We start from the raw sequence: 18,666 nt of genomic DNA on the forward strand, positions 1-18,666 counted from the left end.
GCGATGCTCGATCCTCTTGTTTTTGCATCATCCTTTTTCGAAAGCCGGCAACCACCTTTCGGGATGATGCGCTAAGCCTTGGGAATTCTCGGCGGCGATACGATTCAGCCGCTGCGCCCGGCTTCCGCGCCGAGGCCGCGCTGCGCCTTCGAGCGCAGGCGCTTGTTCTGAAAGACCAGTGTGACGGTGCCGCCGCTGCCGCGGTCAGACCAGAGATAGGTCTCGAAGGTGCCGACCCCGGGTATGGTCGTGGTGGCGTCGATGGTGCCGCGGCAGCCGAGCAGGCCCTCGGCCTCGGACAGACGCATCTCGGCCTGAAGCAGATCGAAGGCGCCGAGGCTGACCGGGCACGGGGTCCGCTCCGTCGGCGGCCGGTGCGCAGTGACCGACGCCGCGGCGGGGCGAGGCGGCTCGCCCGCTGCCGCATCGGTGGCCGACGGCTGCGCCCGCCAGGCTCGGGCGGGCGGCGCATCATCCCGCGCATCGGAGGAGGGGGCTGGCATCGCGGCCAGCGCGCGTGGCGCTCCCCCCTGCGGGGCGCCACTCTTCACGGCGGGGGTGAAGGCCGGGCCCTGTCGCAGCCCAGCGGGCGCGGTCGGAGTGCCATCGCGGCCGGCTCCGTGCGGTGCCCGCTCCTCGCTCGCCTCGACGGGTGCGTGGGCATGCCCGACGACGATGGCCCGGCGCAGGGCCGTTTCCAAGCCGCGCAGGTCGCGGGCGAGGCGCTCGCTCAACCCGGTGCGGGCCCCCCCGGACTTGGTCTCGCAGGCCGCGAAGACGGAAACGGCGTCGCGGATCTCGTCCTCGGTCCACTGTCCGGCCGGCTTGCCGAACAGGTCGGCCTCACCTTGCGACACGGCATGTGCCGTGGGGGCGCCGAGCCGGCCGAGCCTCTCCTCCGCGAGGACGCGGTGCACGCCGCAGCCGCCAGCCGCCGCAAGGGCTGCGCGGAACGGCGAGGGTGCGGCAGCGAGGGAGGATCCGCACGCGGCGGCGAGCAGGGCCGGTGCGAGAAGGAAGCGCATGGAGGCAGTCGCCTGGGTTCAGGTCATGCCACTTACTCGCGTGGTGCGGCGTGAACGGACCCTTACCCCGCAAGCCGAGGCAGACGGGCTTCGGCCCCTATGCCTTACCATCCGTTGACCGCCTCGCTCGGATCGAGCGCATTTGGCCCAAATGGAAACATGCTTGGCGAGCGGGCAAGGCCCCGGAAACAGGCTCGCTCCTATGCCACTCGCCGGGGCTCGTGCCTCTTGTTTCGCATCCTCTCTTTTCCGAAAGCGGCAACCACCTTTCGGGACGATGCTCTCGCGCGGCCCCGGGGGAACGGTCGACCTGGAAGCGGTAGGCCGCCCCTTGGCAGACCCCCGCAGTTTTCACGGGAAAACTGCCGCGCTTCAGGCTCCGCCCGTCGGCGTCTTCGCCCGCCTGCGGCGGCGGGCCGCCATGTTGAGGCCTTCCACGCCGGCCGAGAACGCCATCGCGGTGTAGATGTAGCCCTTCGGCACATGCGCGCCGAAGCCTTCGGCGAGCAGCGTCATGCCGATCATGATGAGGAAGCCGAGCGCCAGCATCACCACGGTCGGGTTGGCGGCGATGAAGCGCGACAGCGGGTCCGCGGCGATCAGCATCACGGTCACGGCGGCGAGGACGGCGATCACCATGATCGGCACGTGCTCGGTCATGCCGACGGCGGTGATGATCGAATCGATCGAGAAGACGAGGTCGAGTACCAGGATTTGGCCGATGGCCGAGCCGAAGGTGAGCGCCGCCCGGCTGGCGGGCTTCTCCTCCGGGCTCGGATCGACGCTGTGGTGGATCTCCTTGGTCGCCTTCCACAGCAGGAACAGGCCGCCGGCGATGAGGATCAGGTCGCGCCAGGAGAAGCTCTTGCCCAGCACCTCGAAGACCGGCTCGGTCAGGTGGACGATCCAGGCCACGGTGCCGAGGAGCGCCAGCCGCAGGATCAGGGCAAGGCCGATACCCAAGCGCCGCGCCCGGCTCCGCTCGGCCTCGGGCAGCTTGTTGGAGACGATCGAGATGAAGATCAGGTTGTCGATGCCGAGAACGACTTCCATCACGACGAGGGTCGCCAGTGCCGCCCAGGCGGTGGGATCGGCGGCGAGGTGAAGCAGGCTGTCCACGGCCGGATCCGGGGGTTCAGAAGGGAAGAGGGAACCGGCTGGTGCTGCCGGGCGCGGCGTCCAGCGGCGCGAGAACGCGCACCGCCTTCGGCATCACCTTGAAATGGGCCGGCGTCCAGGTCGTCAACTCGCCGTCGGTGTTGACCGCCCGCGGCTTTCGGGTCGTCAGCATCAGTTCCGTGGTCTCGAAGGCCCGCACATCCGCGGCCTTGCCATGGGTCCCGCGGCGCAGGGCCGGCAGCAGCGCGATCAGCCGCCACCAATGGGCGACTTCGAGGCTGTAGAAATCGAGCCGCCCGTCATCCACGGTGGCGTCTTCCTGCACGGTCATGCCACCGCCGTAATGGCGCCCGTTGCCGACCGAAGCCTGGATGGTCGTCACCTTCTCGGTACGGCCGTCATGCTCGATCGTCACGGTGAAGGGCCGGGCGCGGCGCAGGAGTCGAAAAGCGGCGATGGCGTAGCCCACCGTGCCCCAGGTCTTCTTGGCCTCCGCCGTCAGCTCGCTGGCGAGATCGGCGGAAAAGCCGACGCTCGCGACGTTGAAATAATAGTGCCCGTTGACCCAGCCGAGGTCGATCGCCTTCTCCGGCGCCGTGGGGATCACGCGGGCGGCCGGCTCCGGCTCGAGAGGCAGGCCGAGGGAGCGGGCGAGGTCGTTGGCGGTGCCGAGCGGCAGGATGCCGAAGGGCAGCCCCGTCTCGACCAGGGCCGGCGCCGCCGCGTTCATGGTGCCGTCGCCGCCCCCGAGGATCACCAGATCGACGGAGCCCGCATGCCGCCCGATCACCTCCTTGCAATCGGCGCTGCCCTCCGGCTCGACGAGATCGAGCCCCCCCTCGCGCAGGATCGTGCGGATCGCATCCAGCGGCGCGGACCCGCTGCGGGCCTTGGCGTTCACGAGAAGGAGCGCGCGGCGCTTCCCGGTCTGCGAGGTCGCGCTCAAGCAGCCGCTCCGCTCGCATCGGGCCGGAACAGGAAAACCAGCATGGCCGGCACAGGCATATCCTCGCACGCTTCCGCGCCGCGTTCGCGCCAGCGGTGAAAGAATCCGACATCACGGTCGACGCCTCGACCGTCAGAGGGGCCCGGACCCGTCCTCAGTGATCCCACCCGATGCTTGGCACAAGGCGCGCTCGGCCTGCTGCATGCGCGCGCAGGACGAGCCGGAATCCTCACGCTCAAGGTGGGCACTTCCCGCGCGATGGCAAGAGTGCGGGGCAAGAGTGCGGGGCAAGAGCGTGGGGCGGGAGCCCGGCTTCGTAGGCTCCGACGCGGGAAGCTTGGACAGCGGGGGTAACGGGCGGTCCAGCCCCGGCACCGGTCGCACCGGCGTCCGACTCGGTGTAGGCACTGAACCGGTGGCAGAATGGCGTGGAACCGTAGCGGTGCCGTCACGCGTTCCGTCTCACCGACCGCCTTTCGCGGAGTGCCGGCCGCCGTCACCCATCCGAGGTGAGCGCCGACGGTAACCCGGCCTTCCGCGAGGCATCTTCAGGCCTGCTCGCCCGATCGGTCCCGTCATGCGCCCCGTGCTGTTTCTGACCCTTCTCCTCTCCTCGGCCTGCGCGGCGGGAGGCGCCCTGGCCCAGCAGGGATCGAACTGGATCGACCCACCCGCCAAATCCGGGCCCGCCCCTGCCGGCGGCGAGCGGGCGAAGCCGGCGGCCAAGTCCGCCCCCCGTTTCGAGGCCGAACCGGAAGCCGCGCCCCGTTCGCGCCGGGCCGCCGCCGCCTCCCACTCCCCCGCCCGGCGGGACATGCACCGCCAGGACCGCACCCGTGCCGCCGAGATGCGCCGCGCCCGACGGGCCGCCATCCGCGAGCGGGCGCGCGAAGAGAGCCACGCCCATACCGCCCGGATGCACCGCCCTGCCCCGCCTCCCGCCGCGAACATGGCCCGCGCCGAGCCGGATCCGCGCTTCTCCGATTGGGCCGTGGCGGCGCGTCGCCTGAGTCTCGGCTATCTCGACAGCGTATCGGCGCCCAACGGCGCGATGCTGTCCGCCGCGCCCCGCTTCTACGGCAGCACGGTGCGCTTCCACGGCCGTGTCATGACCATCAACGCGCTCCTGTCTGAGAAGCGGCGCTTCGCGCTGCGCTGGCCCGAGCGGCGCTACGAGCCGCACGGGGAACCGCGGATCGCCTGTGACGGACCCAGCGGCACCTGCCTCGTACGCATCGTCCACGATTTCACGGCCGTGAGTCCGGCGCGCGGCGCGCGTTCGCAGGGGGTCGCCGAACTCACGCTGACGGTGAGCTTTGCCGGAGGAGCACCGGTCATCGTCTCGGAGTCGAGCCGCGTCCTGAGCCGGGCGGGGGCCTAACAGGCGAAGCCGAGAAGCCATCGCTCGAAGCGGAAGCCTGGAGCCGTATCCGACCTGATCGCATCAGGCCGGCGTCTCGATCCCCTTGTTTTGACGCGCCTTCTTTCGAGGAGCCGGTGACCACTTCGTCGCAAGGCGCTCTAAGTGTCGCTCGCAAAACTCCCGCTGCGCCGTCCGCGTCAGAGGGAGAACGGTCAGAGATCGGGAGTTTTTCCGAGGCACGCTCAGCCCGCGGAGGCGGGCGCCGGCGAATGAGGCCGGATGGGAATCAGGGTGATGGCTTCGAGCGATCATCCTGCGGGATCAGCCGCCGCATCGACCGGATACTCCGGCCGGTCCATGCTGTAGAAGCAGCAGCCGGGTGCCGCCGTGAGGGGGGGCCCCGGCGACGATCGAGAACAGGGCATCGCACGCGTGAAGGGATCGGCAAAGGCCGCAGGCCGGAGCAAGGACGGGACGACGGCCCCGCCGGAGGCGCCGGTCTCCGAGGACGACCGCCGGATCCGCGCGCTGATCCTGGCCGAGCTCGACCGGCGCGGCGCGCGGCCGGTGGCACGCCGGACGCTGGCCTTGATCGCCGAGGGCTTCGTCGAGCCCGCCGATGGCGTGCCCGGCTACCGGATCGTCGACCGAACCGGCACGGTGCGCCTGCGGGGCGAGGCGGGTGCCGGCGTGCCGCTGACCCTGCACGACCTCGTCGATGAGCTTCGTGAGCGGCACGCGCCGCTGTTTCTCCCCCCTGCCCCCGAACCGGAACCGGAACCCGCCCGCGACACCATCGCCGACGTGCGGGCCGCGGGTGCCCGCTTCGTGGAGACGCAGTCGGCGCTCGCGCGCTCCCTGGCGAACACCTCCGCCGAGCGCAGCCGGGCACTCGCCAGTGCGGCGAGCGAGACTGTCGAGGGCTGGCGCAGCCGGCTCGCCGAGCGGCTGAAGGCCCGGCCGAGGCCCGCACCGGTCGGCGCCGCCCTCGATCCGGCCGAGTCCTGGCCGAACGCGGCGGAGCGCCTTGCCGAGGCGCGCGCCCGCGTCGGAGACGGCTGGCGGCGCGTGGCCGGTGGAATTCAGCCCCACCGGACGGCGACCCGGATTCGCGACCTCGCGGAGGATGCCTTCGCTGCCGGCAGCCGCCGGCCGGTTCTGCTGTTGGCATTCGGCGCCTTGGCCGGCGCAGGCCTCGTGGCGGCGCTCTCCCTGAGCGGACGCGACACGGAGGAATCCGGCCGCCCCGCCCCGCAGACCGCCGAAACGCAGGCCCCGCAGACGGCACCGGCCGAATCGCCGCCCGCCTCGCCTCGCGTCCCGGCGGCGGAGGAGCCAGCTCCGGACGCACCGCCCGCGGACGCGCCGGGGAATGCGGCCGAGCGACCGACCGAGCCGGAGGCGCCGCGCAAGGGTGGCAACAGCGCCAACGCTATCGTCGGCGTGCCGGAAGTGATCGACACGGCGACGCTGCGGGTCGGCGGCAAGGTCGTGCGCCTGTTCGGCGTCGAGTGGGTCCGCGGCGGCCAATCCGACGAACTGAGCAAGTATCTTCGCAAGCGCTCGGTGACCTGCCAGCCCGCGCCCGGCAGCACCGCGCATATCTGCACCGTCGAGGGCCGTGACCTCTCCGAGGTGGTGCTGTTCAACGGCGGCGGCCGCGCCTCGTCGGAGGCGACGCCGGATCTCGCGGCGGCCGAGGACCACGCCCGCACGGAGCGGCTGGGCGTCTGGAAGCGGTAAGGCGTCGGGACCGGGCCCGGAGCATCGTCCCCGATATCGGATCCAGGACGATGCTCTATCCTCTCGTTTTTACATCATCCTTTTCCGAAAGCCGGCAACCACCTTTCGGGATGATGCTCTATCCCGGTTTCGTCAGAGCAAAGGCTGGCGCGCGGCCGCATCCTCGCGGGCACAGAGCGTGGGATCGGGTTTCGCCCCCTCCCCGCTCAGCGCGCGATTGAGGTCGGCCCGGGCGCGCTCCAGATCGGTGCGAAAGCCGGGATCGGCGAGCAGCACGGCGACCAGCGCCGAGGCGCCGGTGCGGGCGGCCTCGACATCGCTGAGCCAATGGACGCCGCATACGACCCGGCTTTCGCCGTAGAGCCGGCTCCGCACCAGAAACTGCGTTGCCTTCTCCGGCATCAGGTTCGCCATGATCAGCCCGTAGGCCCATCCCTGGCCGGAATGGCCGGAGGGATAGCTGAAGCTGTCGGCGAGTTCGGCCGTGCGGGCGACGCAGATCGGCAGATCGTTGCCGACGAAGGGGCGCAGGCGGCGGTAGCGCCGCTTGGCCACGCGGGTGGCGCGGGCGATGTCGATGCGGGCCCGGTCGAGGAGCCGCATCAGGTCCGGCACGCTCGCTTGGTCGATGCGCCGGCCGAGGACGCAGGCATAATCCTCCAGAAGCGCGGCACCGCCATCGGCGACGTCGTTGGTGGCGAGCGCCCAGCGCGGGCCGCCCTGGAAGGCGCGGGTCGCGTTGTAGACCGCCCGGTCGGCCGCCTCCGCCGCCGAGTGGCCCGCGGGGGGCGGCGGCAGGATCGCTACGAGATTCGGCGTCGCCTCCTCGCCGAGATAGCCCTTCGGGGCCGCGGCCGCGAGCTTGTCCTTCTCCAGCGAGGGAGCGGAGGTCGCCGGGCCGGCCGGTCCCGCCGGCTCGGCCCTGACGGGGGCGATCTGGGGCGGCTGGGCGGCAAGGATCAGCGTCAGCAGGGCGGCCAAGCGCACCGGCGCGCGGGTCGGGCGGGTCATCGCAAGAGAAACTTTCAGGCGCCGGGGCTGAACGGATCGTGGCGGAGGCCAGGAGCGGGCGTCAGTTTCGGGCTGATGCTTCCGGCCTGTCTAGGAGGGACGTGCGACGGATGCGTCACAGTCCCAATCCGCTGTCAGACCGCGCTGCCTTTCGGGGCCGGCTTCAGGGCGCCCGGATCGCGGCGGCGACGTCGCGCGAAAACTCCTCGTGGGCGCTCAGCGCTCCCGGTACGGTCAGGGCCGAGACGCGGCCCGTGCCGATCAACGCATCCATCTCGGCGCCCGAGCGGCGCGGTGCCTTCTCCGGGCGCAGCACCCGCACCGGCGGCAGGCCGTCGCCGAACGCAGCCAGGAACGCCTCGCGCGAGGCGGCGGGATCGAGGCCGCCCGTCACGAAAGCCGCCGTGCCGAACCGGCCCCGGCTCTGGCGGGTGATGCGGTGCTTGGCAGCGATCACGGCCGGGGTCACATGCGACGGCTCGGCATAGACGTGGGCCCGCATCATCCGCCCGATGATCGGCGGGCTGATGTTGATCCGGTAGAGCGCCTCGCCGAGAAGCGGCATCTCGACCGCGCGGCGGATCCGGCCGAACCATGCGGCGCGCTCCGGCCCCATGGCCGTCGGCAACGGTCCGCGCCAAGTCGGCGCCACGAGCACGAGCCGTTCGAAGACACCGGGATGGCGGCGCGCGGCCGCGACGAGGTAGGGCGCGGCATGGCCCGCGGCGACGCCGAGCGCGTAGGGGCCGGGGGCGGCCGCCAGAAGCGCGTCGAGGAAGGCGTGCAGGGTGGTGGGATTCAGCGGCAGCCGCGCCCGCGGATGCGCGCCGAAGCCCGGCCAGTCGGGCACGAGGCAGCGATGCGTCGCGCTGAGTTCGCGAGCGAGCGGCAGCATCTCCTCGCGGGCCGAGATCGAGGAGAGAGCGGGCAGGAGCAGCGCGTCCGCGCCCTCCCCGACCACGGCACAGGGCGTCGCCACCCGATGCCCCGCGACGGTGAGGTCGAAGGTCCGGGTGGCGAGCGATGCGACGGCAGACGCCATCAGGTCCGCAGCAGCTCGTTGATGCCGGTCTTGGCGCGGGTGCCGGCATCGACGCGCTTGACGATCACGGCGCAGTAGAGGCCGGGGCCGGGGGTGCCGTCGGGCAGCGGCTTGCCGGGCGTCGTGCCCGACACCACCACGGAGTAGGGCGGCACGCGGCCGTAGAAGGTCTCGCCCGTGGTGCGGTCGATGATCCGGGTCGAGGCGCCGATATAGACGCCCATCGACAGGACCGAGCCCTCGCCGATGATCACGCCCTCGGCGACCTCGGCGCGGGCGCCGACGAAGCAGTTGTCCTCGATGATGACCGGGTTGGCCTGGAGCGGCTCCAGCACGCCGGCGATGCCGGCGCCACCCGAGATGTGACAGTTCTTGCCGACCTGCGCGCAGGAGCCGATCGTCACCCAGGTATCGACCATGGTGCCCTCGCCGACATGGGCGCCGAGGTTGATGAAGCTCGGCATCAGCACCGCGCCCGGCGCGATGTAGGAGCCGCGGCGCACGAAGCAGCCCGGCACGGCGCGAAAGCCCGCGGCGCGGAACTCGGCCTCGCCCCAGTTGGCGAACTTCGAGGGCACCTTGTCCCACCATGCGGAGGAGCCGGGTCCACCCTCGATCGGCACCATGTCGTTGAGGCGGAAGGACAGCAGCACCGCCTTCTTGAGCCACTGGTTGACCTGCCAGGAATCGCCCGCCTTCTCGGCGACCCGGGCCTGCCCGGAATCGAGCAGGTTCAGCGCCTCGTCCACCGCCTCGCGCACGGCGCCGGTGGTCGCGGTCGAGATGCCGGCGCGCTCCTCCCAGGCGGCTTCGATGGTCTTTTCGAGATCGGCGTGTGACATCGGGGCTTTCCGGACTGAAGTGCATTCCGACGAAGCGGCAACCGGTTCGTCGAGAGAATGCACGTTGACACAAGGACCTAGAGGCGTCGGCCGATGCCATCGGGCCAGCGTCTCTGGTTCGGCGCGAAAGGTGGTCGTGCTTACAAAAGCCGGCCGGTCCTGTCACCGTTTGCGTGGCGCGAGGCCCACAAGCCGCTCACGCACGCCGGTCAGGCCCTGCACGAGATCGAGCAGCTCCTCGGCCATGCCGTCACGGATCGCCGCCGCCGCGTCGGGAAACTCGCGCAGGACGCGGCTCATCACCGAAGGCGTCACGCGCATCACTTCGGCCGGCTCGACCGCGCGTGCATCCGCCGGCCGCTCGACCTGGCGAAAGAGGGCATTGCGCCCGATGACCCCGGAGCGGGAAACCGTGACCGGCTCCGCGCCGGACCGCAGGGGGACGAGTGCGATGGTGCCGGACATGACGACGTAGCCGCCGTCGGACGGCTCGCCACGGGCGAACAGCAGGTCGCCTTCCCCTAGGAGGCGGCGCTCACCGGCAAAGCAGAGCAGGCGCAGGGCGTCGCGCCCGAACAACTCGAACACGGGCGCCGCGGCGAGGATCGCGATGTCGTCGTCGAGCCCCAACGCCTCTCCGCCCCTGGCCGCGATACGCTACGCTTTTTGCATCGCCTCATGTCCGAAAGCCGGCGACCACCTTTCGGGACGATACGTGACTGTCCGGGCGCAAGCTTAACCGATGCGGAGGCGACGCGATACGTTGCCCGGCCGCAGGCTGTGCGGGACGGTGGATACCGGTGCCCGATCGACCCTCACGGCAGCAGCTTGTAGCCGCCGCCTTCGGTGACGAGGATCGCGGCCACCGCCGGGTTCGGCTCGATCTTCTGGCGCAGCCGGTAGATATGCGTTTCGAGGGTGTGGGTGGTGACGTGGGCGTTGTAGCCCCAGACCTCGGCGAGCAGCGTATCGCGCCCCACCACCTCGCGGCCCGCCCGGTAGAGGTAGCGCAGGATCGCCGTCTCCTTCTCGGTGAGCTTCAGCTTGGAGCCGCGCTCGCCCACCAGCAGCTTGGCACCGGGCCGGAAGGTGTAGGGGCCGATGCGGAACACCGCGTCCTCGCTCGCCTCGTGCTGGCGCAGTTGCACCCGGATGCGGGCGAGCAGCACGGCGAACTTGAACGGCTTGACCACGTAATCGTTGGCACCCGCCTCCAGGCCCTCGACCATGTCGTCGTCGGATTCCTGGGCGGTCAGCATGATGATCGGGCCGCGATAGCCGTTGCGGCGCAGGGTCCGCACCGCCTCGCGTCCGTCCATGTCCGGCAGCGCGACATCCATCACGACGAGATCGACCGGCTCCTGCGTGACGCGGTTCAGCGCCCCGGTCGCCGTCGGCTCGCCGATGACGGAGAATTCTTCATAGGCGTCGATCTGTTCCGTCAATGCCTCACGCAGGGCGTCGTCGTCGTCACAGACGAGGAGGCAATAGGGGTTGGACATCGACGCAGCGGCTCTCAACAAGCATTCCGGCCACCTGGACTTCGCACAGAGATCCGGCAGGCGGCCAAGACGATTTCATCGCGGCACGCCGATTCGAATAGGCATATCGCCCATTGGCTGGCCGCGGACGGAACCCATGCGGTGCCGCCTGACGACAAACCTAGTTCGTTTTACGCGCCGGGAAATCCGGATTGCGCGCTTATGCAGAATTTTCGCCATCTTCCAGCTTTCTCTGCCGCGACATGACGTCAGGCCGGGCCAAGCTCGGAGCAAGCTGGGACGAACTGGCAATGTGGCGCGCTCAAGTTGCAAAGCAGGCCAAGGCCGCCACCTCGGCGAAGGGAAGGCCGCCCGCCACCCTCGGCCTGCTGCGGGTGCGCCCGCTGCCGGGCGATCCGACCCGCGGCACGCTGATCGCGGGTGGAGTCGTGATCCCGTGTGCCCTCGGGCGCTCCGGCATCACGGCGCAGAAGCGCGAGGGGGACGGAGCCTCGCCGCGAGGCATCTTTCGCCTACGCGGCGGTTTCTACCGGCCCGACCGCTTCCCCGTCCGCCCCGTCAGCGCGCTCCCCTTGCGACCCACGCGACGTGACGACGGCTGGTGCGATGCGCCCCAGGATCGCCGCTACAACCGGCCGATCCGGCTGCCGAGCACGGCGGCGAGCGCCGAGCAGCTCTGGCGCGATGACGGGCTCTACGACCTCGTGATCGACCTCGATTACAACCGTGGTCCGATCCGTCCGGGCCGAGGCTCGGCGATCTTCCTGCACATCGCCCGCAGCGGCTACCGTCCGACGGAAGGCTGCGTCGCCCTGAAACCCGCCGACCTGCTGCGCCTGCTCCGCCGCCTCGGGCCGGGAACACGGATGAAGATCGGGCGATGACCGTTCGTTAGTCGGCTCATTCTTCTGGTCGATGGATGAGCCGGCTCGTCGACCGCAAACGGTTCAGACCCGCTTCGTCCGCCGGCCGAAGATGGCCGTGCCGACGCGGACATGGGTGGCACCCATCTGGATCGCTGCGGGAAAATCCGCGCTCATGCCCATCGACAGGATCGGCAGGCCGTGGCGCTCGGCGATGCGGGCCAGCAGGGCGAAATGGGGGGAGGGCGGGTCGTCGGCCGGCGGGATGCACATCAGGCCGTGGATCGCGAGATTGTGGGTCTCGCGGCACTCCGAGAGCAGGACATCGACCTGATCGGGGGAGACGCCCGCCTTCTGCGTCTCGTCGCCGGTATTGACCTGGATCAGGAGCTTGGGCGCCCGGCCGCTCCGCTCGATCTCCTTGGCGAGCGCCGCGGCAAGCGATAGCCGGTCAAGGGAGTGGATCACGTCGAACAGCTCGACCGCCTCGCGCGCCTTGTTCGACTGGAGCGGGCCGACGAGGTGCAGCTCGACATCCGGAAACCGCTCTCGCAGGGCCGGCCACTTGGCCCGCGATTCCTGCACGTAGTTCTCGCCGAAGATCCGCTGGCCGGCCTCCAGCGCCGGCAGGATGCCCTCGGCCGGCACCGTCTTCGAAACGGCGACGAGGTGGACGCTGGCCGGGTCGCGCTCGTTGTCCTCGGCGGCCCGGCGGATGCTCGCGCGTACCTCCGCGAGCCCGGCCGCGACATCGGCCTCACCGACCGGCGGCTTGGCGTCGAGGGTCTGATCCGGGGTCTGGCTCTCATCCATCATGGGCCCTCCTTGCGGCGGCGCAGACGCGACTTCAAGGGTCGCGGGGTGTTTCCCTGCTTCGCACCCGCGATATCCTGGCCTCTCCCGATTCGAACGGAGAAGCCCCGCCGATGTTCGATACGCCCGCCGACGCCCAGGCCCAACTCGCGCAGCACTTTGCGCGCCCACAGGTCGAGAGGGTGGTCGCGGCGCTGGTGCCGACGCTCGTGTTTCGCCCGCTGCCGACGGGCAAGGGAAGCGTCGGTGGCACGCGGATCGGCGGGACACCGGACCTCCCGCCGGGGCTGACCTGGCCGCGCCGGGCCAAGCCCGCCGACGCGGAGGCGATTGCCAAGCGCGGGAACGCGGAGGCCGGTGAGGAGATGCGGCGGCACTTCCGCAAGGAGCTGCCCTATGCCTTCTTCGCGCAGGTCGATCTCGGGGAGGCGCAAGGGCAGGCGCGGGGGCGGGCCCAGGGGTTGGCCAAGGAGTTGGCCAAGGGGGAGGGCGGTCCCGCCGCCGCTCTGCCGGGGCACGGGCGGCTGCTGTTCTTCTACGATCTCGTTGCCGGACCATGGGACAACGGCACCGAATCCGCCCGCGTGATCTGGGACGAGAGCCCGCGCGAAGGCCTCGCGCCCCAAACCATGTCCGCAGACCTCGCGGTGGCGGCCGACGCGCACCGGGCGGAGATCGCGAAGATCAACCGGCCGTTCAAGCTGCCCCTTCCGAAACCCGATTCCGGCACGCCCTATGGCGGCCCGGCCCGGCCGATGAGCCTGCACGCCACCCTGCGCCCGCCGGCGATCGAGAGCCTGGAAATGGACGCCCAGCCGGCCCTGAAGGCGGCATTGGCGCTCTGCACCGATGGCGGGGAGCGTTTTCGCGACGCTTATCAGGACCTCTTCTCGAAAGCCTTCGACAGCGACTATGGAACCGCCAATGCCGGGCGGCGCAACCAGCTCGTCGGCTCGCCGCTGCCGGAACAGAGCGATCCGCGCGTCGAGGCGGAAGTCGTCAGCCGGTTCGGCGTGCAGCACCTCGAACGGGACAAGATCGAGGCGCACCGGGCCGAGACCGATGCCGGCGCGCGGACATGGCGCCTCCTGCTGCAGATCGATATCGGCGACTTCCTGCAGGAAGACGGAGAGGGCACCGTCTACTTCCTGATCCGTGCCTCCGATCTTGCCGAGCGCCGCTTCGACCGCGTGGTGGCGGTCTATCAGCAGACCTGAACCGCGCCGATCATTGACCCTTGACCGCACGGATATGCTAGGTGCCGGGCTTCGGCCCCCGCGACACCGTTGCGTGCGGGCCACTTCCTTTTCCGCTGATCCCGGCGCTCCCGATGACCGATTCCGCACAGCCCTCCCCGACCGCACACCAAGAGCGCTACAACGCCAAGGATGCCGAGCCGCGCTGGCAGCAGGCCTGGGACGCGGCCAAGCTGTTCGAGACGAAGAACGACGACGCCAGACCGAAATACTACGTGCTGGAGATGTTCCCCTACCCGTCGGGGCGCATCCATATCGGCCATGTGCGCAACTACGCGATGGGCGACGTGGTGGCCCGCTACAAGCGCGCCAAGGGCCACAACGTGCTGCACCCGATGGGCTGGGACGCCTTCGGCCTGCCGGCCGAGAACGCCGCCATGGAGCGCAAGGTCAACCCGCGAGAGTGGACCTACGCCAATATCGCCACCATGCGCGGACAGCTCCAGAGCATGGGCCTGTCGCTGGATTGGAGCCGGGAGATCGCGACCTGTGATCCCGACTACTACAAGCACCAGCAGCGCATGTTCCTCGACTTCCTGGGCAAGGGGCTCGTCACCCGCCGCACGGCGAAGGTGAACTGGGATCCGGTCGATCACACCGTGCTCGCCAACGAGCAGGTGATCGATGGACGCGGCTGGCGCTCGGGCGCGCTCGTCGAGCAGCGCGAGCTAACCCAGTGGTTCTTCAAGATCACCGATTTCGCGCAAGATCTGCACGACGCCCTCGACGGCCTGGAGCGCTGGCCGGAAAAGGTCCGGCTGATGCAGCGCAACTGGATCGGCCGCTCGGAGGGGCTGGAGGTGCGCTTCGCCCTCGCCGCGCCGTTCGCCGGCACGGACGAGGTGACGGTCTATACCACCCGTCCCGACACGCTGTTCGGCGCCCGGTTCCTGGCGATCTCCGTCGATCACCCGCTCGCCAGGGCGCTGGCCGAATCCGGCCCGAGGGCCGCCGAGCTGCGAGCCTTCGCCGAGGAGTGCCGTCGCATCGGCACGGCGCAGGAGGCGATCGATACGGCGGAGAAGCTCGGGTTTGACACCGGACTCACGGTACGCCACCCGCTCGATCCGTCCTGGGCGCTGCCGGTCTTCGTCGCGAACTTCGTGCTGATGGACTACGGCACCGGCGCGGTGTTCGGCTGCCCGGCCCACGACCAGCGCGACCTCGACTTCGCCAACAAGTACGGGCTCGGCAACACGCCGGTGGTCTGTCCCGAGGGGCAGGACCCGGACGCCTTCATCATCACCGACACCGCCTATGACGGCGATGGCCGGATGATCCATTCGCGCTTCCTCGACGGTATGACCACCGACGACGCGTTCCAGGCCGTCGCCGACCGGCTGGAGGGCGAAACGCTTGGGCATGCGCCGGTCGCCCGCCGAAAGGTCCAGTTCCGCCTTCGCGATTGGGGCGTGTCGCGCCAGCGCTACTGGGGTTGCCCGATCCCGATCATTCACTGCGAGGCCTGCGGCCCGGTGCCCGTGCCGGTGGAAGACCTTCCGGTGAAGCTGCCCGACGAGGTCTCGTTCGACCAGCCCGGCAATCCGCTGGAGCGGGATCAAGCGTGGCGTCAGGTGCCCTGCCCGCGCTGCGGTGCGGCGGCGCGGCGCGAGACCGACACCATGGACACCTTCGTGGATTCGTCCTGGTACTACGCCCGCTTCACCGCGCCCTGGCTCGCCGACGCCCCGACCGACCGGACGAGTGTCGATCACTGGTTGCCGGTGGATCAGTATATCGGCGGCGTCGAGCACGCGATCCTGCACCTGCTCTACTCGCGCTTCTTCATGCGGGCGATGCAGGCGACGGGCTGGTCCGGGGTGTCCGAGCCGTTCGCGGGCCTGTTCACGCAGGGCATGGTCGTCCACGAGACCTACAAGGATGCGGCCGGCGCCTGGACGCCGCCCGCCGAGATTCGCTTCGAGACGCAAGACGGAGCACGCAAAGCTTTTCACGTGAAAACCGGCGAGCCGATCGAGATCGGCCCGACGGAGAAGATGTCGAAGTCGAAGAAGAACGTCGTCGACCCCGACGACATCATCGCCAGCTACGGCGCCGATACCGCGCGCTGGTTCATGCTCTCCGACTCGCCGCCCGAGCGTGACGTGATCTGGACCGAAGAGGGCGTGCAGGGTGCCGCCCGCTTCGTGCAGCGCGTCTGGCGCCTCGTCCACGGCGCGACGGCCGCGAATGGGCCCGGCGGCACCGCCGATGCCCCCCTGCGCAAGGCCGCCCACAAGGCGCTCGCCGCCGTCGGCGAGGATATCGAGCGCCTGCGCTTCAACCGCTGCGTGGCCCATATCTACACCCTGGCCAACGCCCTCGACGAGGGCCTGCGCGGAGGTGCCTCGAGGGCCGTGGCGGGCGAGGCGGCCCGCATCCTGGTGCAGCTCATCGCACCGATGATGCCGCATCTCGCCGAGGAATCCTGGCGCGTGCTGGGCGGGGAGGGGCTCGTTGCGCAGACGGCTTGGCCGGCGGCCGATCAGGCGCTGCTGGTCGACGACGAGATCACCCTTCCGGTCCAGATCAACGGCAAGAAGCGGGCGGACGTGACCGTTCCACGCGACGCGGACGCCAAGGCCGTCGAGGCGGCCACGCTGGCACTGGAGCCGGTGCAACGCGCTCTCGAAGGCCGGGCCCCGCGCAAGGTCATCGTCGTGCCCGGGCGGATCGTGAATCTGGTGGTCTGACCGGCCTCCCGCATAAAACAGGTCTCGCGGCTGCCGCGTCCTTCCTCCCCGCAAGAGGAATGGGGCGCGGCAGCGGGACAGCGTTCAGCACCATGCCCCCACCCCTTCGCGACCGTGACGACACCATCTTCGCCCCGGCGAGCGGCTTCGGCCGTGCGGCGGTGACGGTCGTGCGTATCAGCGGGCCGGCGGCGGGGCTTGCGCTCGACCGGCTGGCCGGCGGGCGCCCGGAACCGCGCCGTCTCTCCCTGCGCCGCCTGCGCGATCCCGACTCCCGCGACATCCTCGATCAGGCCCTCGTCGCATGGTTGCCGGGCCCTGCCACTGCCACCGGCGAGGACATGGTCGAGCTGCACCTGCATGGGGGCCTCGCCGTACGGTCCGCCGTGCTTCGGGCGCTTGGACGCGTGCCGGGTTGTCGGCCGGCAGAGGCCGGGGCGTTCAGCCGCCGCGCCTTCCTCAATGGCCGCGTCGATCTCACCGAGGCGGAGGGGATCGCTGACCTCATCGACGCCGAGACCGAAGCGCAGCGTGTCCAGGCCCTGCGTCAGCTCGACGGCGCCCTCGGCCGCCAAGTCGCTGCATGGCGCGAGACCGGCATCGATCTGCTCGCCGGAGCGGAGGCAGCCCTCGATTTTGCCGATGAAGGCGATGTCGATGAGGACGGCCTCGACACCGCCCTGTCCGGCCGCGCCGCAGCCCTGCGCGATGCGATCCGAGCCGCGCTGGCCGACGGACGTCGGGGCGAGCGCCTGCGCGAGGGTTTCTGCGTCGTTCTGGCTGGCGCGCCCAACGCCGGAAAATCGACCCTGCTCAATGCGCTGAGCGGGCGTGACGCGGCTATCGTGTCGGACATTCCGGGCACGACCCGCGATGCCATCGAGGTACGCTGCGATCTCGGCGGGCTGCCGGTCGTGCTGGTCGATACCGCGGGCCTGCGCGAGACGGCCGATGCGATCGAGGCGGAGGGCGTCAAGCGCACGCAAAGCCGTATCCGCACCGCCGACCTCGTGCTCCATCTCGTGCCGGCGGACGGCAAGGCCGACGCCGAGCTTTTTGCGGCAGTCCCCGTCCTTCTCGTTCGCACGAAAACCGACCTCGCGCCGGCGGTGCCGGGGGAAAGCGGCCTTGCCGTCTCGGCCGTCACGGGTGCCGGACTCGACACGCTCTTGGATGCCATCCAGGCCGCGGCGCAAACGGCCTTCGGTCAGGGCGACGCCCTCGTCACCCGCGAGCGTCATCGCGAGGCTTTGACCCGGGCCGCGACTCATCTCGACCGCGTCGCCACCGCATCCGCCGGCTTCCCGCCGGAACTGGTGGCAGAGGATCTCCGGCTCGCCGTCCGGGCGCTGGGCGAGGTCGGCGGACATGTCGGCGTCGAGGAGATGCTGGACCGCCTCTTCGCCGGCTTCTGCATCGGCAAGTAGGGGACGCCGGCGGTTCGCGCCGGAACACGGCGATCCGGCTGCCCTCGGCGACCTCGAGGCCGATCCCGCCCCTCCGAAGCGCAGCAAAGGGCGCACCTGATCGATGACAGGAGCCTTGGGGCCACCGAGCCGCGACGCGTAGGTCGGCCTGGAGCATCGTCCCGAAAGCCGACAACCACCTCTCGGGACGATGCTCTAACCTGTTCCCCCGTTGCAAATGTCCGGCCCCCGCTACCGGTGAGGCCGAGACCTTCCAGGTTTCGCAGCTGGTCGGATGACAAGAATTTGAGATCCGCCGCGTTCATTGGGGGGGCGATGCAGGAATGGCGCGTGATGCGGAAGGGCCTGAACGATTTTTGCTCATCGCTGACCGGGAGGTTCGGCAGATCTGCGAGAACCATCCCTATCCACACCGTCGGACTGGAAGCTTGTCCCATGATGGATTTATTTTCCGCAAGTTTATTGCAGGCGATGTGTCGCGCGCCATTTTATATTGCTTGATGTAACATATTTTTTCAAACGTAAGAGAAAAAGAGCAGTTTTTGACCGATCGTAGATTTTCATCACAGTGTATGGTCATAAAATGCTCAAAAAATTGTCGGTCAGAGTCTTTATTCGCAGTGAGCCTTGATGCATCATTGCTTGCCTTTAGGCTCAATTACTGAATGCGACATGCCAAAATACTTCTTCAACGTGCATGACGGCCTCGACATCGCGGATGATGATGGAATCGAGTGCGTCGATCTGGAAGCGGCCCTGCGGGCAGCCGTCCACTATGCCGGTTCGCTGCTCAAGGAATCGGGCCACCGGTTGACCCTTGGGGATACGTGGTCCCTCGAAGTGATCGAAGAGGCGACCTCTTCGGCGTTTTGCATCGACCTCCAGATACGCCCCTTCCTTGCCTCGACCACCTCGGAAGCATCCCGGTCCGCGGCCTGACCTGAACTGCGCTGACCATCGGGCCTTGGCGGCGACTTGAACGTTTTGCAGGATGGATTTCGGAAGGGCGGGCAGGGCGGAA

16 protein-coding genes are annotated in these 18,666 nt (G+C 69.6%); 7 read left to right on the forward strand and 9 right to left on the reverse strand.

Annotated elements, in window-relative coordinates; genetic code table 11:
- Positions 1–104: 104 nt before the first annotated feature.
- From Y590_RS07025 to Y590_RS07035, 3 genes are all read right to left on the reverse strand, one after another.
- Complete coding sequence (locus Y590_RS07025) at positions 105–1,025, reverse strand: hypothetical protein (RefSeq protein ID WP_060769225.1); 921 nt, start codon at positions 1,023–1,025, stop codon at positions 105–107.
- 372 nt (positions 1,026–1,397) lie between these two features.
- The gene (locus tag Y590_RS07030; RefSeq protein ID WP_060769226.1) at positions 1,398–2,144 is read right to left on the reverse strand and encodes a TerC family protein; all 747 of its coding nucleotides are present in this window, start codon (positions 2,142–2,144) and stop codon (positions 1,398–1,400) included.
- A gap of 16 nt (positions 2,145–2,160) precedes the next feature.
- Positions 2,161–3,090, reverse strand: a complete 930-nt coding sequence (locus Y590_RS07035; protein ID WP_060769227.1) for a lipid kinase — start codon at positions 3,088–3,090, stop codon at positions 2,161–2,163.
- A 577-nt stretch (positions 3,091–3,667) separates the two neighbouring features.
- On the opposite strand from Y590_RS07035, the gene Y590_RS07040 reads away from it, so the two are divergent.
- Positions 3,668–4,471, forward strand: a complete 804-nt coding sequence (locus tag Y590_RS07040) for a hypothetical protein (protein WP_060769228.1) — start codon at positions 3,668–3,670, stop codon at positions 4,469–4,471.
- Between the two features lie 414 nt (positions 4,472–4,885).
- Positions 4,886–6,196: a thermonuclease family protein gene (locus Y590_RS07045; RefSeq protein ID WP_060769229.1), complete on the forward strand. Its 1,311-nt coding sequence runs from the start codon at positions 4,886–4,888 to the stop codon at positions 6,194–6,196.
- Positions 6,197–6,328: 132 nt separating this feature from the next.
- On the opposite strand, the gene Y590_RS07050 is transcribed toward Y590_RS07045, so the two are convergent.
- The 5 genes from Y590_RS07050 to Y590_RS07070 form a co-directional block, all read right to left on the reverse strand.
- On the reverse strand, positions 6,329–7,207 hold the full coding sequence (locus tag Y590_RS07050) for an acid phosphatase (protein WP_060769230.1): 879 nt from the start codon (positions 7,205–7,207) through the stop codon (positions 6,329–6,331).
- Positions 7,208–7,370: 163 nt separating this feature from the next.
- Positions 7,371–8,249, reverse strand: coding sequence for an alpha/beta fold hydrolase (locus Y590_RS07055; RefSeq protein WP_060769231.1), 879 nt, complete (start codon positions 8,247–8,249; stop codon positions 7,371–7,373).
- Positions 8,249–9,091 (reverse strand): 2,3,4,5-tetrahydropyridine-2,6-dicarboxylate N-succinyltransferase, encoded by an 843-nt coding sequence (dapD, locus tag Y590_RS07060; RefSeq protein WP_015822170.1) that lies wholly within the window; start codon positions 9,089–9,091, stop codon positions 8,249–8,251. Before dapD ends, Y590_RS07055 begins: the two co-directional genes overlap by 1 nt.
- A gap of 162 nt (positions 9,092–9,253) precedes the next feature.
- Positions 9,254–9,721: a Crp/Fnr family transcriptional regulator gene (locus tag Y590_RS07065; RefSeq protein WP_060769232.1), complete on the reverse strand. Its 468-nt coding sequence runs from the start codon at positions 9,719–9,721 to the stop codon at positions 9,254–9,256.
- 185 nt (positions 9,722–9,906) lie between these two features.
- The gene (locus Y590_RS07070) at positions 9,907–10,593 is read right to left on the reverse strand and encodes a response regulator transcription factor (protein WP_060769233.1); all 687 of its coding nucleotides are present in this window, start codon (positions 10,591–10,593) and stop codon (positions 9,907–9,909) included.
- A 290-nt stretch (positions 10,594–10,883) separates the two neighbouring features.
- On the opposite strand from Y590_RS07070, the gene Y590_RS07075 reads away from it, so the two are divergent.
- Positions 10,884–11,477: a L,D-transpeptidase family protein gene (locus Y590_RS07075; protein WP_060769234.1), complete on the forward strand. Its 594-nt coding sequence runs from the start codon at positions 10,884–10,886 to the stop codon at positions 11,475–11,477.
- A gap of 63 nt (positions 11,478–11,540) precedes the next feature.
- Here the strand turns inward: Y590_RS07075 and Y590_RS07080 are convergent, their stop codons facing one another.
- A complete protein-coding gene (locus Y590_RS07080) occupies positions 11,541–12,272 on the reverse strand; it encodes a YggS family pyridoxal phosphate-dependent enzyme (RefSeq protein ID WP_060769235.1) in 732 nt (243 codons plus the stop codon).
- 110 nt (positions 12,273–12,382) lie between these two features.
- Between Y590_RS07080 and Y590_RS07085 the strand changes: the two genes are divergently transcribed.
- The 4 genes from Y590_RS07085 to Y590_RS07100 all read left to right on the forward strand — a co-directional run bounded on the left by Y590_RS07085 (position 12,383) and on the right by Y590_RS07100 (position 18,584).
- Positions 12,383–13,486: a DUF1963 domain-containing protein gene (locus tag Y590_RS07085; protein ID WP_060769236.1), complete on the forward strand. Its 1,104-nt coding sequence runs from the start codon at positions 12,383–12,385 to the stop codon at positions 13,484–13,486.
- 113 nt (positions 13,487–13,599) lie between these two features.
- A complete protein-coding gene (gene leuS, locus Y590_RS07090) occupies positions 13,600–16,218 on the forward strand; it encodes a leucine--tRNA ligase (protein ID WP_060769237.1) in 2,619 nt (872 codons plus the stop codon).
- Positions 16,219–16,310: 92 nt separating this feature from the next.
- Positions 16,311–17,645 (forward strand): tRNA uridine-5-carboxymethylaminomethyl(34) synthesis GTPase MnmE, encoded by a 1,335-nt coding sequence (gene mnmE, locus Y590_RS07095; protein ID WP_060769238.1) that lies wholly within the window; start codon positions 16,311–16,313, stop codon positions 17,643–17,645.
- 630 nt (positions 17,646–18,275) lie between these two features.
- Entirely contained in the window at positions 18,276–18,584 is a 309-nt protein-coding gene (locus tag Y590_RS07100) for a DUF6894 family protein (RefSeq protein WP_245517400.1), read from the forward strand.
- Positions 18,585–18,666: the final 82 nt, after the last annotated feature.

This window comes from Methylobacterium sp. AMS5, from assembly GCF_001542815.1.
In the GTDB taxonomy this organism is placed as follows: Bacteria; Pseudomonadota; Alphaproteobacteria; order Rhizobiales; family Beijerinckiaceae; genus Methylobacterium.

Excerpts from the sequence above, each read along its gene's own strand:
- Y590_RS07025 (WP_060769225.1), bottom strand. The coding sequence starts at position 1,025 with ATGCGCTTCCTTCTCGCACCGGCCCTGCTCGCCGCCGCGTGCGGATCC.
- Y590_RS07040 (WP_060769228.1), top strand. The coding sequence starts at position 3,668 with ATGCGCCCCGTGCTGTTTCTGACCCTTCTCCTCTCCTCGGCCTGCGCG.
- Y590_RS07050 (WP_060769230.1), bottom strand. The coding sequence starts at position 7,207 with ATGACCCGCCCGACCCGCGCGCCGGTGCGCTTGGCCGCCCTGCTGACG.
- Y590_RS07055 (WP_060769231.1), bottom strand. The coding sequence starts at position 8,249 with ATGGCGTCTGCCGTCGCATCGCTCGCCACCCGGACCTTCGACCTCACC.
- dapD (WP_015822170.1), bottom strand. The coding sequence starts at position 9,091 with ATGTCACACGCCGATCTCGAAAAGACCATCGAAGCCGCCTGGGAGGAG.
- Y590_RS07070 (WP_060769233.1), bottom strand. The coding sequence starts at position 10,593 with ATGTCCAACCCCTATTGCCTCCTCGTCTGTGACGACGACGACGCCCTG.
- Y590_RS07075 (WP_060769234.1), top strand. The coding sequence starts at position 10,884 with ATGTGGCGCGCTCAAGTTGCAAAGCAGGCCAAGGCCGCCACCTCGGCG.
- Y590_RS07080 (WP_060769235.1), bottom strand. The coding sequence starts at position 12,272 with ATGATGGATGAGAGCCAGACCCCGGATCAGACCCTCGACGCCAAGCCG.
- Y590_RS07085 (WP_060769236.1), top strand. The coding sequence starts at position 12,383 with ATGTTCGATACGCCCGCCGACGCCCAGGCCCAACTCGCGCAGCACTTT.
- leuS (WP_060769237.1), top strand. The coding sequence starts at position 13,600 with ATGACCGATTCCGCACAGCCCTCCCCGACCGCACACCAAGAGCGCTAC.
- mnmE (WP_060769238.1), top strand. The coding sequence starts at position 16,311 with ATGCCCCCACCCCTTCGCGACCGTGACGACACCATCTTCGCCCCGGCG.
- Y590_RS07100 (WP_245517400.1), top strand. The coding sequence starts at position 18,276 with ATGCATCATTGCTTGCCTTTAGGCTCAATTACTGAATGCGACATGCCA.